This is a genomic window from Peptostreptococcus sp. D1 (assembly GCF_900112955.1).
Classification (GTDB): Bacteria; Bacillota; Clostridia; order Peptostreptococcales; family Peptostreptococcaceae; genus Peptostreptococcus.
The window spans coordinates 132,632-147,213 of sequence record NZ_FONP01000001.1; the positions used below are offsets into that span (position 1 = coordinate 132,632).

12 protein-coding genes are annotated in these 14,582 nt (G+C 31.1%); 1 reads left to right on the top strand and 11 read right to left on the bottom strand.

Going from position 1 to position 14,582, the window contains the following annotated elements; genetic code table 11:
* Positions 1-3: 3 nt before the first annotated feature.
* Positions 4-801 (bottom strand): TVP38/TMEM64 family protein, encoded by a 798-nt coding sequence (locus BM120_RS00630; RefSeq protein ID WP_091992566.1) that lies wholly within the window; start codon positions 799-801, stop codon positions 4-6.
* 407 nt (positions 802-1,208) lie between these two features.
* On the opposite strand from BM120_RS00630, the gene BM120_RS00635 reads away from it, so the two are divergent.
* A complete protein-coding gene (locus BM120_RS00635; RefSeq protein WP_091992567.1) occupies positions 1,209-1,673 on the top strand; it encodes a hypothetical protein in 465 nt (154 codons plus the stop codon).
* A gap of 128 nt (positions 1,674-1,801) precedes the next feature.
* On the opposite strand, the gene BM120_RS00640 is transcribed toward BM120_RS00635, so the two are convergent.
* The 10 genes from BM120_RS00640 to BM120_RS00685 form a co-directional block, all read right to left on the bottom strand.
* On the bottom strand, positions 1,802-3,031 hold the full coding sequence (locus BM120_RS00640) for a BaiN/RdsA family NAD(P)/FAD-dependent oxidoreductase (RefSeq protein ID WP_091992977.1): 1,230 nt from the start codon (positions 3,029-3,031) through the stop codon (positions 1,802-1,804).
* Positions 3,032-3,107: 76 nt separating this feature from the next.
* A complete protein-coding gene (locus tag BM120_RS00645; protein WP_091992568.1) occupies positions 3,108-3,893 on the bottom strand; it encodes an HAD hydrolase family protein in 786 nt (261 codons plus the stop codon).
* 1 nt (position 3,894) lies between these two features.
* Positions 3,895-4,419, bottom strand: a complete 525-nt coding sequence (hpt, locus tag BM120_RS00650) for a hypoxanthine phosphoribosyltransferase (RefSeq protein WP_091992569.1) — start codon at positions 4,417-4,419, stop codon at positions 3,895-3,897.
* 32 nt (positions 4,420-4,451) lie between these two features.
* Entirely contained in the window at positions 4,452-5,456 is a 1,005-nt protein-coding gene (asnA, locus tag BM120_RS00655; RefSeq protein WP_091992570.1) for an aspartate--ammonia ligase, read from the bottom strand.
* A 146-nt stretch (positions 5,457-5,602) separates the two neighbouring features.
* Entirely contained in the window at positions 5,603-6,781 is a 1,179-nt protein-coding gene (locus tag BM120_RS00660) for a DUF3798 domain-containing protein (protein WP_091992571.1), read from the bottom strand.
* 12 nt (positions 6,782-6,793) lie between these two features.
* Complete coding sequence (locus BM120_RS00665) at positions 6,794-7,900, bottom strand: DUF3798 domain-containing protein (protein ID WP_091992572.1); 1,107 nt, start codon at positions 7,898-7,900, stop codon at positions 6,794-6,796.
* A 71-nt stretch (positions 7,901-7,971) separates the two neighbouring features.
* Positions 7,972-8,994 (bottom strand): UDP-glucose 4-epimerase GalE, encoded by a 1,023-nt coding sequence (galE, locus tag BM120_RS00670; protein ID WP_091992573.1) that lies wholly within the window; start codon positions 8,992-8,994, stop codon positions 7,972-7,974.
* The gene (locus BM120_RS00675; RefSeq protein ID WP_091992574.1) at positions 8,987-9,199 is read right to left on the bottom strand and encodes a hypothetical protein; all 213 of its coding nucleotides are present in this window, start codon (positions 9,197-9,199) and stop codon (positions 8,987-8,989) included. Before BM120_RS00675 ends, galE begins: the two co-directional genes overlap by 8 nt.
* An 8-nt stretch (positions 9,200-9,207) precedes the next feature.
* Positions 9,208-11,196: a hypothetical protein gene (locus tag BM120_RS00680; RefSeq protein WP_091992575.1), complete on the bottom strand. Its 1,989-nt coding sequence runs from the start codon at positions 11,194-11,196 to the stop codon at positions 9,208-9,210.
* A 38-nt stretch (positions 11,197-11,234) separates the two neighbouring features.
* Positions 11,235-14,279, bottom strand: coding sequence for an SPOR domain-containing protein (locus BM120_RS00685; RefSeq protein ID WP_091992576.1), 3,045 nt, complete (start codon positions 14,277-14,279; stop codon positions 11,235-11,237).
* Positions 14,280-14,582: the final 303 nt, after the last annotated feature.

A 14,582-nucleotide genomic window follows, 5' to 3' on the forward strand; every position in this document is an offset into this window, starting at 1 on the left:
TTTCTATTGTTCTTCCTTTGCCAATCGTTCTTCTCTCTTTTTCTGCTTATCATTATAAATCTTCTTTATCATTCCAACTAAAATTGAAATCGCAAATAGAGATACAAGTCCAATAAATAGTTTTTGAGCACCTCCACTTAAGGTTCCACCCACATATGAATATACTATTGTAGCTGGAAGTTGACCTATGCCTGTTGCTATAAAAAACTCCCAAAATCCCATGGAGGTTAAACCTGCTGCATAGCTTACAACGTCAAACGAAACGAATGGCAACAATCTGCAAATCATTATAGTGTGTTTGCCGTATCTCTTAAAAAACACATCTATGCTTTCCAAAGATCCCTTTGAAGTAAGCTTTTCAACAACCTCTCTACCCAATCCTCTGGCAATAAAGAAACACAGTGCTGCTCCTAGCATGGCACTTGACCAAGATAATATCGCACCTTTCCACCAACCAAATATTGCAGCATTTGACAAAGTTATTATAAATGCAGGAATCGGAGCTGCAATAGATTGAAGTATCATCAGCAAACAAGAAATGACTGCTGCATAGGCTCCATAACTCCTTATATACCTGATCACGACTTTCAAATCAAATTGCGATAAAACCTTTACTGCATTTGATACATTCTCTCTCACTCCTGGCACAAGAAAATACGCAATGGCAGAAATAACTACAACCGCAATAGCAGCATATCTGATTTTCTTCAGTTTTTGCCTTTGTTGCTCTCTCTCTTCTGGTGTACTGTCATCTATATCCTTTAATTTTATTTTTTCAGTACTTTTTTCTTTTTTAAACATAATACCTCCTGATGTTTATACTTTAATATATTTGCCGAATTATACCAAGAATATTAAATAATTCATCAATAATTGCAACACAAATTTCTTAAAGTATATCTTATTAAACTTGCTATGTCAATAAAATAATATTCAATAATTCTAACTATAGTTTTTTTCTAATAATATAATAATATATATAGTTTTTTTCTATTCTTAATATTTTCCTAATAACAAAATATCTATTTATTCGTATTTAAATTTATTGAAATATTAATAATTAAGCATATATAACATATTAATTTTTTTCTATATAGTAAAATGAATTTTTTATTTTTTCAATTGTAATTAATTTTTATAATATTTTTATATTTTAGTTATAGCTTTTTTTCATTTTTTATTGTAGAATTAGATTGAGGGGTGGTTTTATGCTGTTTATTGAATTTGATCTTAATACACGTTATAAAATCTATGCCCAGACAAAAAAAGTATTGAGAAAATATCAAAAAGGTATTATTTCTGGCAAGCTTACATCTGAACAATTTGTTCGCTATATGATGAATGACTTTTCGTTTAAAAAAATTCTTTCAGAAAATCAAATTTCGGTTTGTGATTTTGAAGAGTGTTACAAGAGCTATGTAGAAACTTTAATAGGAATACAAAATGAAAGTTTATTGAATAATAAAGGTAAATATACAGAATATTATTCAAATAAAGCACCATGTTCAAGTATTTTCAAACTCAAGTCAGAGCTAGAAAATCACGGTTATGTTCTTGAAATTCCGACTCAATATTTGACAGAATGGGACATAGATTGCATTGTCAAGTATATTAACACTGGTGTTATTGATATTGGAAATGAAAAAATTTATAACTATGTAACAAAGATTTAACAATCTAAAATAGAGACTACATTTTTCTTCTATTTTTGTAGTCTCTATTTTTCTGTTTATTTTATCTATTATAGGTTATCATTTTTTATAAAAGCTATAGACTATATTTTTTGAGATAATTTACAAGTCTAAATTTTAATTGAGTTTATGCCTGCTAAATAACCAGTAGAGAATGCTACCTGTAGATTATAGCCACCAGTATATCCATCAACATCTATTATCTCACCAGCGAAAAAAAGACCTTCAATAATTTTTGATTCCATTGTACTAGGATTTATTTCTTTTATACTAACACCGCCTGAGGTTACTATCGCCTCATCAATTGGTCTTAAACTTTCAATAGCAATCTCCATATTTTTTATCGCATTCAAGAGTCTCCTTCTTTCCTCTTTTGTAATCTGATGAACCATTTTATCGGGATCTATACCTGAATAGTCTATGACACAATCGATTATTTTTGCTGGTAGGAGCTTCCTAAGCGTCTCTCTAAAGCATTTGTTGTTCATTTCTCTAAAATCTCTTTGAATCCTGTCATCAAGCTTTTTTTCATCTAGTGCAGGCTTTAAATCTAGAATAACCTTATAGTCCGATTTATCGGCCTTCACATAACAGCTGGCTGATTTTACTATGGCTCCATCGATACCATAATCTCTAAATTCCAATTCTCCAAAATCCTCATATATCTTTTTACCATTTCTGTAAAGCACAATTGATACATTTTTTAAAAGTAGACCGATCATTTCTGATTTTGGAATTGGTTTTGTATTCATCCCAACCAAAGCAGGCTTTAGCTCTGTTATTGTATGACCACATTTCTTTGCAATAGCATACCCATCTCCAGTAGAGCCTGTCAGTGGATAGCTTTTTCCACCTGTTGCCAATATAACTGTGTCGGAAAATATTTTTTTGCCATCTCGCAATATTACACCTTTTGCAAGCTTACCTTCAACAATTATTGAATCTACTCTTTTTCCAAAAATTATTTCAATATTTCTATTGTTAATCAATTTTTCTAATGTATTTACTACATCGATGGCTTTATTACTCATCGGAAATACTCTTTTTCCTCTCTCTATCTTTAATTTAAGACCATTTTTTTCAAATAAATTTATTAGGTCATCGTTTGTAAACGAGTATAATGAACTATACATAAAACTTCCATTGTGGTAAATATTAGAAATAAAATCATCTAAATCACACGCATTGGTAATATTGCACCTTCCCTTACCCGTAATTCTCAGCTTTTTACCAAGCATTTTATTTTTTTCAATCAATACGACTTTAGAGCCTGCCTGAGATGCAAAATATGCAGCCATTATCCCTGCAGGTCCTCCTCCAATAACAATAACCTTACTCATTTTTATCAATAAATCCTTCCTAAAAAAGGTATTGCAAATAAAATCACCTTCTATTTGCAATACCTTAAAAAATCAATTAATCAATCCAGCCAAAATGCTTACAAGCAAATTCTATTCCATCATCATCAGCATCCTTCGTAACGAAGGTTGCCATCTTTTTCAATTCTTCCACAGCATTTCCCATTGCAATTGAAGTCCATTCAGGCTTGAACATCTTTATATCATTAGTATTGTCACCAAACACCACAATATCTCTATCATCGATATTCATTCTATCTCTTATTTTTTTTATTCCTATAGATTTATCATCATCTTCCAAAATAATATAGTCTTCTTGATATCTGGTATAGGGCACATGCTTTAGTGATTCAATATCCTTCTCTTGTTCTTTTCGTATATATACAAAACCCTTATAAATATTCCTTTCGATATCTATGTCCAAGTCGGGCATAGCTACGAAATCAATATAGCCTTTAATCTTTATAGCACCTTCCATCAAGGTCTGAAAATTTGAATATTTTGAGTAACAAATCAATTCATCACTCAGGCATACTGCCCAAGGAATGTTTTTTTCGTCCAGCTCCCTTATCAGTTGTTTTATAGGATAATATTCAAGTGGCTCAACCTCAAATTTACCATCTAGTACAATCCCTTTACCTCCATCGGTCACCATATTTGTAATTCCAAATTCATCTACAAATTCCTTCGTCATTGCACGCATTCTACCTGTTGCAATACTTACAAAATGTCCTCTTTCAATAAGTGCGTTAATTGTTCGTCTGGTGGATTCAGGAATTACCCTCGGAAAATTTACAGCAATCGTACCATCTATGTCAAAGAAAAAATATTTTTTTCGAAACATTTTATAAATCCTCGACTATACCTATATATGGAAGATTTCTGTACCTTTCATCGTAATCAATTCCATAACCTACAATAAATTTATCCTCAATCACAAATCCTACATAGTCTACATCAATCTTAACCTTTCTCCTGCTAGGTTTATCAAGTAAAGTACATAGCTTTAAACTTTTTGGATTTCTAGTCATCAAGGTATCATATAGATTTCTCAATGTAGCTCCAGAATCTATAATATCCTCTACTATCAACACATTCTTACCATCAATATCTACATCTAAGTCCTTTAGTATTTTCACTGTTCCAGATGAAGTCGTACCACTTCCATAGCTAGATACACTCATAAAATCTATATTAACATCCAATTTTATAGCTCTCATTAAATCTGCAACGAAAACACTCGCACCTTTCAAAATTCCAACTAGCAAAATATCTTGTCCCTCGTAATCTGATTCGATAACCTGAGCCAACTCGTTGACTTTTTGTTTAATTTCATCTTCGCTCAATAATACACCTGATAGCTTGTACATATTTCCTCCCTTATCAAACTATAAATCAATTATTACAATAAATGAATTCCTGCATTCGCACATTCCTTAATCATACCCTTAGGCCAAATTCCTACTTGAACCTCTCCTATATGGGCTTTTCTAAGAAAGAACATACATATTCTCGATTGTCCAATTCCTCCGCCTATAGTATATGGCAAATCACCATTTAATAAATCTCTATGATAGTCCATATTCTTTCTATCTTCAGCTCCTGCTATTTCCAACTGTCTTTCCAAGGATTCCTCGTCCACTCTTATTCCCATAGAAGATAACTCAATAACGTCATCTAAAACAGGATTGAAAAATAAAAAATCACCATTTAAATCCCAGTCATCATAGTCAGGAGATCTTCCATCATGCTTTTCCCCTGATTCCAATGATTTTCCAATACCAGTCAAAAAAACAGCTCCATGTCTTTTAACGATTTTTTTTTCTCTCTCCTTTGGAGTTAGATTTGGCCATTCGTTTTCTAATTCTTGAGTGGAAACAAATGTAATTTTCTCTGGTAATAGCGGTTTGAAATATGGATACAAAGACAACATATATTCGTCAGTTCTCTTAAATACGTCAAATATTTTCTCAACTATCCAAACAAGCTTTTCATATGTTCTGTCACTTTTAGGAATATTATATTCCCAATCCCATTGGTCCACATATAGAGAATGAAGGTTATCTAGCTCCTCGTCTTTTCTAATAGCATTCATATCTGCATAAATTCCCTCATTTTGAGGAATATTATATTTCTTTATAGCTGTTCTCTTCCATTTTGCAAGTGATTGAACTATTTCTGCTTTCTTATTCATAAATGGCACATTAAAACTAACTGGAGTTTCAATTCCATTTAAATTGTCATTTGTTCCTGTTTCTGGTAATACAAACAGTGGAGATGATACTCTCAATAAATTAAGCTCTTTACTCAATTCATTTTGAAAAAAGTCCTTCAGTTTTTTTATAGCTTTTTGAGTCTCCAAAACATCCAACTCACTTTTGTAGTTCTTCGGTATAATCATAACCATCACAAAATCACTCCTTTTAATCTTTTTTAATGCATAATTTAATAAAGTATTTTTATAAGTGTTTATTATATACTAAATTTAAATTTTTTTATAGTTTTTTTCGTTTTTTCACAAATTTTTCTTATTTATAATAGAAATCTATTTTATTAATATGATATCTGATCTGGAATAACATATTTAAAATTACCCACACCTGATTTTTTGTTGATAAATCCTGACGAAATGTTACATCTAATATTTGATATTTTTTCCAGATAATAGGAATTGTACGCCTTACTCACAGCCTGCTCCTTTGCATTCATGCTTATACCGAGCTCGATTGCAAATTGTAAAACAAATGGCTCTTGCAATGCCCCTATTGAGCCTATATGTCTCTCTATTCCATATTTTCCCAGATAATTTATTATTTGAGTATTCATCCATCCATAATCCTCGGAATTTCTAGATAAATATCCAATACCAAAATAATTCAACATTTTCTTATCTATGTTCGGACTTGAAAATTCAGAAATATATATTCCGTTTTTTATGACCTTACTTAGCAATATATCATCATAGTCCTGATTGAAAGCAAAAACATTAATCTCTTTTCCTTTTTCCATTATCAGCTCATCTATCTTATTTGATACAAGCATTTTCTTACCATATCTATCCAAATTATCCGGAACTACAATCTCTACTATTGGCATACTGTTTTCAAATGCCGTTTTTTTCATAAGATCTATAGTCTCCTTGGTCTTTTTATCACTTTTCTGACCTTCATCAACAAAATAATAGAAGAATTCTGCTCCTAACGAGTTTGAAAAGTCTACTACTCTCTTCGCTTTATTCACATCCATATTTTTGAAATTTAAATCAAAGGTATTTATTAATTCATCGTCATTATCAGCAAGATTTGCACTTATAGTCAATACATCTTTTCTTTTCCCCTTCAAGCCTTTAACATATTTTGTCAAACCAGCTTCATTTGACGATACTACTAGAACATTAATATCCTTATCCTTTTCTATATCACCAAAAATCTTTGAAACTTCTTCTTCATTTTCGTTGTAATTTTTTGGCAGCTTAAAAAGCTTGATATCAACGTTGGAATTATCCATTTTTTCACGCTGATATTCCTTGCTTGCAATAATAGACTCTGCAGCATCAAAATTTGTTTTATTTTCGGATTTATCTTGTATCAGCAAAGCAATTTTTGTTTTATTATCTCCACTTTTATCTAAAATCTCAGTAGTAGAGTTATTTTTGTTACTACATGCTGTCAGTAAAAATGTAGCAACAAGCATCAGAGACATGCTTGTCATTATTTTTCTAAAAAACATCATATCATCTTCCTCCTAATATACTCTCGGCACGATATTAAGATATCTAAAATAACCAGCTGAATTTCCTATTTTTTGTGGTGCTATAGAAAGATTTAAATTTCTATTGCCTCTAGCCACAAGAGATACATCTCTATAGCATTCCTCAATCATAAAATTATTCTCGTACATATATTTTGCGATTTCAATTGATATCTCTATTGGTACTGACTTTTTATCCTCAATTATCATACCCAGCTTTCCTGCCAAGCCTTCCTCCTTAAGTTTTTTTGAAACAAGAGATTCAAATTCTTTTCTTTCCATAGACTCATATTCTTTTTCCATAGCAAATTCTCGCGAAAAAATACTGCCATCATTTCCGCTATTAAGGTTCGGAAGGATATACTTATATCTAAAGAAATTCTTTAACAGCAATGTAGAAACATCCTCGCTTGACGAATAAACAGCTGTATCTTCTATGTTGCTAATTTTACCGACAATCTCATTAAAATATTTGTCATCAATTTTTTTATCGACCTTTATCTCATCGAAAACCATATTATTTTCCTTACAGTATTTTTTCGCTTTTTCAAGATCTGTGATATCAATATCATTTGTATTATAAATATAAGCAAACTTTTTTGCATTCATCAGTATTGAATTTTTTACACCAATAAGCAAGTTATTTGTATTAGATACAGATAAGCCAACATCTATACTGGAATCCTTTAACAGATCGTCAAGAGAATGGTTGTTAAATTCCTCCATATCACAAGAAATTGTTATTACTCCTGGTAACCTATCCTTAACCTTTTCGAAAACTGATGATAACCCATTATTACTTGAAGAAATAATCAAGACCTTCACATGCTTATCAATATTATTCGCAATCATATCAGCCTGCTTTTCGGTGTATTTACCTTCAATTTTGGGCAGATAATTCACAGCGATTTTTTCATCTTTAAGATATTTTTCATCTAGTTTTTGTCCCTCTTGTAAATAAATAGTAATTTCAGATTTATTATTAGTTATTTTTTCCACTGACTCTTTATCGCTGCTTGATGTCTTGTCATGTGTAGTACAAGCACCAAGAGATAGTAAAACAAAGACAATGGTAAATAGATATGCTATTTTCTTTATCATTTTTTCCTCCCGGCTTATCGACATGAATTATTTTGATCAATATCTACAAGCCTAATATCAATACTTAAAAATTAATCATCATAGCCATTTGGATTTTTACTTTGCCAGTTCCAAGAATCTCTACACATTTCATCAATGCCTAGACTTGCTTCCCAATTTAAAATTTCTTTGGCTTTACTTGGATCCGCATATGACATTGCAACATCTCCATCCCTTCTATCAACAATTTTATAAGGTATTTCCATGTGCGATGCTCTGGAAAAGGCTCTTACTAATTCCATGACACTATATCCTTTGCCGGTTCCAAGATTAAAAAATTCAACACCGTTATTTACTTTCAAAAGTCTCTCAATTGCCTTGACGTGACCAATTGCCAAATCAACCACATGTATATAATCTCTTACACCCGTTCCATCCTCTGTATCATAATCATTACCAAATATATTCAAAAAAGGTAGTTCTCCAATAGCTACCTTCGTTAAATAAGGCATAATATTCGCCGGTACACCATTTGTCTGTTCACCTAGCAAACCACTTTGATGTGCCCCAATAGGATTAAAATATCTCAACACAATACTATTAAAATTTACATCAGCCCTTCCCAAATCTCTTATAATATCTTCTCCTATAAGCTTGGTATTTCCATATGGATTAGTTGCACTCCTGGGATAATCTTCTCTTGTAGGTAACATATCAACATTCACATCACCATAAACAGTTGCCGAAGAGCTAAAAACAAATTTATTTACGTTGTATTTTTTCATTAATTTCAATGTATTTATTAAAGAACACAGGTTGTTTTCATAGTAGCTAAGGGGCTCCTTTACGGAATCGCCAACTGCCTTATAAGCAGCAAAATCAACTACGACATCAATTTCATTTTCCTTAAACACAATCTCAAGCTCTGAGGTTCTTGTATCCAATTCATAAAACTTGACTCTCTTTGAAACCAGACTTTCTATCCTCTCAATAACGTTTGGATTACTGTTTGAAAAATTGTCAACAATTATCACATCTTTATCCCTCAACAATAATTCAACTGCGGTGTGGCTTCCAATATATCCTGCTCCACCAGCTAATAAAATACTACTCATCCTTTTTTACCTCTTTCTCTTCTGTTAAATCAAAGCCAACTGAATAATTTTCATGAGACTTTGTATCCTTTGTGGAAATTTCGTTTAATTTTAAATTTTCCAATATTAAATTATCTAAATCAACCTCCCTATATAGAACGCTTTTTTCTCTATCTGAAAAATTGCACAGCCTGTAATCTCTATTCAAAATATCATCTATAACCATAGTATCACCTACCTGTAACCGCCGGAATAATAAAACTCACTATCTATCTTCATAGAGGAAAATTTTACAATAGAGTACAAATCCTCTATAATATCATTTCTAATTACATTTGAATTAGCTTCTATAATATATTGCTTGAAAATGTATGCATTTCTTATCCTAGCTATAATCTCATTTTTTAACTCCTCATCAGATAAAATCGAGTAGTTATCATATATAGTGTCATAAATCCTAAAAATATTACTCACGATTCTAGAAACATATGAAGGAAGTAAATTATAAATGAGATGATTCAGCTTAGACAATGCCAACCTACTAAAATATGCAAGCTGATAGGATTGTCCTTCATTAATTTTATTTATAGTTGATGCTCTCAATTTTTCCGGTAAAATAAAGTGATTAATATTCTCCAAACAGGACGATATATCAATCAAATCTATCTTTATATCGTTTCTAACATCATAGAAAACTCTCTCCAAATTTTCCATTATCGAAATATCATACGAAAATCCATTAGAGCTAAAGTATTTTTTTTCACTATTAAAAAGTATATCAAACATACTGACAGCAGAAAAATCCACATTTTCGATTTGGAAATGTATATCATCGTATAAATTGTTCATAAAATTGATCATGTCCTGCAAGCTCGAATTTTCAGTTATATGAGAATATCTCCTTTTTAAATCATAAATATGTCCAAAAAAATTATAAGCAACCATATCACACACCGATTTTGTCCAATTATCGTAGACTTCTTTTCTTGGAACTACATCTATTATTGAATTCTGATAGTCAGAAAACACCTCTGTAGAGATTTCTGTCACAAATTCTCTCATTAAGTTAATTTTGATAAATTTATCACCAAATCTAAATTCTGCCTCTACATAGTTATCTCCAGCTGTATTTGTCTCTTTTACCGATATATTTGATACATCTGATTTTTTAATAGAAAATATCTTATTTTTACCTTCGTCATTATTTGAGCTTTTTATTAATATATTCTCATCGTTGATTTCCACGACTACTGGCATAAATCCTTTTGTAAACCCCAAGTGTTTGCTTTTTATCTTCCCCAATCTATCCAAGCCTATTTTCTTTAAAGCTTCTAGGTCAATAACTATACTAAAAAAATCACTGCCATCGTGAAGTATATAACTTCCACCTTCTGAGATTAACATCATCAAAGACGACATTTTACTAAATTTTAATTCTTTTTTGGATACAAAGTCGAAAATAACTATCATATCAGAATGTCTTATTATCAATGCCGGAGCATCAACATAACCAGTAGAAGCTATCAATCCACTCAGTTTGCAATAAGAAACAACATCTTCTGTGGGCAAAACCCCTATTTTATCATTATTATCCACTATATAAAAAATATCCTTTGGAAATTTTCTTTCTATTTCATTTCCCAATAATAAAATCTTTGTTATTATATCTTTTCTGTGGACCGAATAAAAATATCCCTTAAAGTATATAATGTCATTTTTAGGCAAGTAATATTCAATATCTGTAAACCTAAATTCAAAGCTAAAATTTATATTGTAAAAAATCACTTTATCAGTGTCGTGTTCTATAGCTCCGACAATAGCTCGCTTCTCATTATTCAGTATGATTGCATTATTTTTATATTCAAAAATATTGTTTTCAAGCTCACTTGAAATAGAAATTATCTCCTCTAAATCCAGCACCATTATTAAATCGAGTTTCAAGTCAAGCTCAAAATTTTCTCTTATCATTTTAAAATTAAGACCTTCAGCAATAATATTTACACTCTCTCTATCTATTTCAGCCTCTAGCTTTATCTGTTCATTTTCGAAGCTATATCCTATATAGTCTACCTCATTATCCTCTAAATAATCAACCTTGGAAATAAAAATATTTCCAAGGTTAGTAATTTGCAAGCATTTATCAGACAAATCATACCCTTCAAGACCAAGTAGACTATATCCAGACTTCATTTCAAATATAATTTTCTCATTATTTTTTAACAAAATCTGTTCCTCCTTTATTTCGTCTTTTTACAAGTAGATTATTGTTTACTCTTTAATGCTTCATTATATATTTCATCTAAATTTTTAATATATTGATCATTTTTCCCAGTAGATGAAATTTGATTTTTAATATCATTATAATCGGTTTTTATCTGATCAACACTTAGGTTTTTACTTCTAATTTTGAATGCTTCTATCTTTAACTCATAATACTTGTTCTGAGTCGCAACATAATTCTGTATTCCCTTAGAGGTTATTCTATATGATTCTGAATATGCCTGATTGATGTCAAAATACTCTCCAACCTTTAGCATATAAAATCCGCCATTTCTTACAACCTTTGAATTTACGCCTCTCTTTGCAAAGCTGTTTGCATATGTATTTGCTGCATCTTCTGATTTCACAGCACCTACGAAAACGGTGTAATATGTCCCCTTTCCAGATTTATAATTTTCAGCTTCTCTGTCCAGTGCACTGGCTTTCTTTTCAATTTCATCCTTTTCTTTTTCAGCCTCTGTTTTCTGCGTAATCTCAGTTGTTGATTTTGTATTGCTGCTTGCAGCACCATCATAATCTGAATTAGAAGTATTTTTTGTCTTTCCAGTTGTCTGAGTCTGCTTTGCAGCTCTATTCGTTTCTTCAACACTAGGTCTATTGAATCCTTTTATCATGTATACATAAGAAGCAAAGATCGCCACAAGTAAAACTGCGACAATAACAAAATCTCTTATCACAACAGATTTTGGAAACATCTCACCTTCGGATTCTCTATCCTCTTTCTTTTTTCGCCTTTCCTCATTTTTTTGGATTATCTTATCCTTAAAATTACCAAGGTTTCTAGATAAGGCACTTGATTCTCTCTTTTCTATATCCTCATCTTCATTTTTGACTATAGCTTTATCCAAAGCTCTACGAGCTGCCTTTACTGAATTTTTTTCTTCAATATTAGCCTTTCTCAATGAAGACTTATTCAATACATGCAAATCAGAAGTGTTCATAGATTTTAGATTCTCTAGCTCTTCAAAGGTATCATTATTTTTTACAGATCCATTTTTTTCAATTTTTTTCGAATTGATTATTTTAAGCTCAGACTCGAAAGCCTCTTTTTTGTCGTCAATAGCTTCAACTTCAACTTTTTTGCTATCTTCATTTTTATGCTTTATTACATCTTTACTTTTTGATATTATAGCTTCATTGTCGCTTCTCTCATCGTCATTTTTCATATCCTTAGCTTCTATTTTTCTATCATCAATTTGTGGAATAACCCTTCCATTGAAATCGTCAAACGATATCTGACCATCTATTTTGCTTTGGAATACTTCCTCACTTTTTGACTTGAAATTCCCGTCACTCTTTTTATAGACAACATCATTCTCAGTAAATACAATTTCGCTGTTTTTGAAGCTACCAATACCAACCTTATTGATTTCCTCAGCTATTTTTCTTTCATCTTTGAGATCCTTTATCTCGGCCTTCTGCTTTGCTAACTCTCTTTTCTTGTTTTTCTCACGTAGCTTCAAAATTGCAACTGCATTTTTATCCTGAATTGGAGATTTTTCGTCAAACCTTGAATCTATTGTTTCATCCTCACCATCGACAAAATCATCATATTCATTATCAAAATCATCGTCTTTGTCGCAGTTTTCATAGTCGTCAAATTCATCATAGTCATTCCCTTTAAAGAAATTCTTAAGCTTTGACATAAAGCCTGACTTCCCTTTTTCATAGTCCTCCAAATCCTCATCGTCAGCATAATATGAAGCATCGTAATCATACTCATCATATTCGTGATATTCTTCCTCGCCGTACTCATCTGTTAGATCGTAAGAGTCCTCCTTAGATTTAAGCTTCTCAGAAAAACTGAATAAGCCTTGCTTTAGCTTACTAGCAAAGCCGCCTTCTGTATCTGAATAGTCTCCATCTCCAAATCTAGGCTTACTATATTTCATGTAATCAATACACTCTTCAACACTCATATCTTCAGTAAGATTTTCGACAATATCCAGTCTATCGCTAAGAGACAGTATCTCCTCAGTCTCAATTTTGCTTTCTCCAAAGAAATTATTATTTTCAAGATTAAACTCAGCCTTAACCATATTTTGACATTCTAGCCAAGTTCTCTTATCAACAAACGTCCTATCAATAACTATTTTATCAAACGTTTCTTCAAATTGAGCCTGTGTAATATTATTGGATATAAACATTCTAAAAATATTTTTTAATAATACTCTGTTTTCAGCTGAAACATAATCCATCAAAATAACAGCACATGAAATATAATCCTTGAAATCTGGATTAAACAAATTCGCATCCTCTTCATCGATATTTTCCAATTCCACCGACGATCTAAAAATGTCATTTATTCTGACAGAAATTTCAGGTGAGCTTATCATTGCAACATATTTTTTAAATCCTAAGCATTTTTCTTCATCATCGATATTTCCATCATAAAGCTTGTCCTCATCCACCAAAGCCTCATCAGTAAAGCTATCCTTTTCTCTTTCTACACTAAAAAGTATCTCATTTATCATCACAAATACTTCATTCATTATATCTATCTTCAGCTTCTCAATGCTCATATCCAAAATTACGTTATATTTTATAGGATCCTCAGATATAACGCTTATCATCATACTCAATATATCTTTATAAAGGTTAAGTATCTTATAGTCATTTTCTACTTTTTCAATTCTCTTTAAACCAACTGAATTGTCATAAGATACAAAAATCTTCTTGTCCTTGTCGTTCAAATATAATCTACCCTTTTTCATTGCGATATTTACGTATTCCTTTGAGGAGTTTGTAATATTCACAATGCTCTTTTCAACCGACTGTGTACTTGAAATAACTCCATTTTGAACCCACATCTCTATAATAACTTCCAATTTTTTTATTATAGATTTATAGAAAATAATATTATATCTCAAAAGCTCTATATATTTTTCTTCGTCTTTTCCAACTTTTATATATTTATTTTTTAAAGCCTCATCCAAATTTAAGCTCAATTCTTCTCTATCTCTTATATATTTTTTATCAACATCGGATACAACCGATTTAATTGTTATTTTACCAAAATCATTCAAAACCTTCACTCCTTATAATATAGTCAAGTTTTACAAATAAACATTATTACTTACTATTATACACTAACAAGAGTAATAATGAAATAAAATATATTAAATTTTGTAGCTTATCTTGCAAAATCAAGCCTTTGATAAAAAAATTAATCTGTTTTACGCAATGTACCTTTTATTATTGCCGATAAAAGCATCTCAGCACGATAGAACTCTAACAGTGTCACGCATATCTAGAACATGTATTCTAACAAAAAAACGTAGGCAAGACTATCTTACCTACGAAAAATGCGATTAATATCGACCCTGTTT

Excerpts from the sequence above, each read along its gene's own strand:
- asnA (WP_091992570.1), bottom strand. The coding sequence starts at position 5,456 with ATGGTTATGATTATACCGAAGAACTACAAAAGTGAGTTGGATGTTTTG.
- BM120_RS00630 (WP_091992566.1), bottom strand. The coding sequence starts at position 801 with ATGTTTAAAAAAGAAAAAAGTACTGAAAAAATAAAATTAAAGGATATA.
- galE (WP_091992573.1), bottom strand. The coding sequence starts at position 8,994 with ATGAGTAGTATTTTATTAGCTGGTGGAGCAGGATATATTGGAAGCCAC.
- hpt (WP_091992569.1), bottom strand. The coding sequence starts at position 4,419 with ATGTACAAGCTATCAGGTGTATTATTGAGCGAAGATGAAATTAAACAA.
- BM120_RS00640 (WP_091992977.1), bottom strand. The coding sequence starts at position 3,031 with ATGAGTAAGGTTATTGTTATTGGAGGAGGACCTGCAGGGATAATGGCT.
- BM120_RS00635 (WP_091992567.1), top strand. The coding sequence starts at position 1,209 with ATGCTGTTTATTGAATTTGATCTTAATACACGTTATAAAATCTATGCC.
- BM120_RS00665 (WP_091992572.1), bottom strand. The coding sequence starts at position 7,900 with ATGATAAAGAAAATAGCATATCTATTTACCATTGTCTTTGTTTTACTA.
- BM120_RS00675 (WP_091992574.1), bottom strand. The coding sequence starts at position 9,199 with ATGGTTATAGATGATATTTTGAATAGAGATTACAGGCTGTGCAATTTT.
- BM120_RS00660 (WP_091992571.1), bottom strand. The coding sequence starts at position 6,781 with ATGATGTTTTTTAGAAAAATAATGACAAGCATGTCTCTGATGCTTGTT.
- BM120_RS00645 (WP_091992568.1), bottom strand. The coding sequence starts at position 3,893 with ATGTTTCGAAAAAAATATTTTTTCTTTGACATAGATGGTACGATTGCT.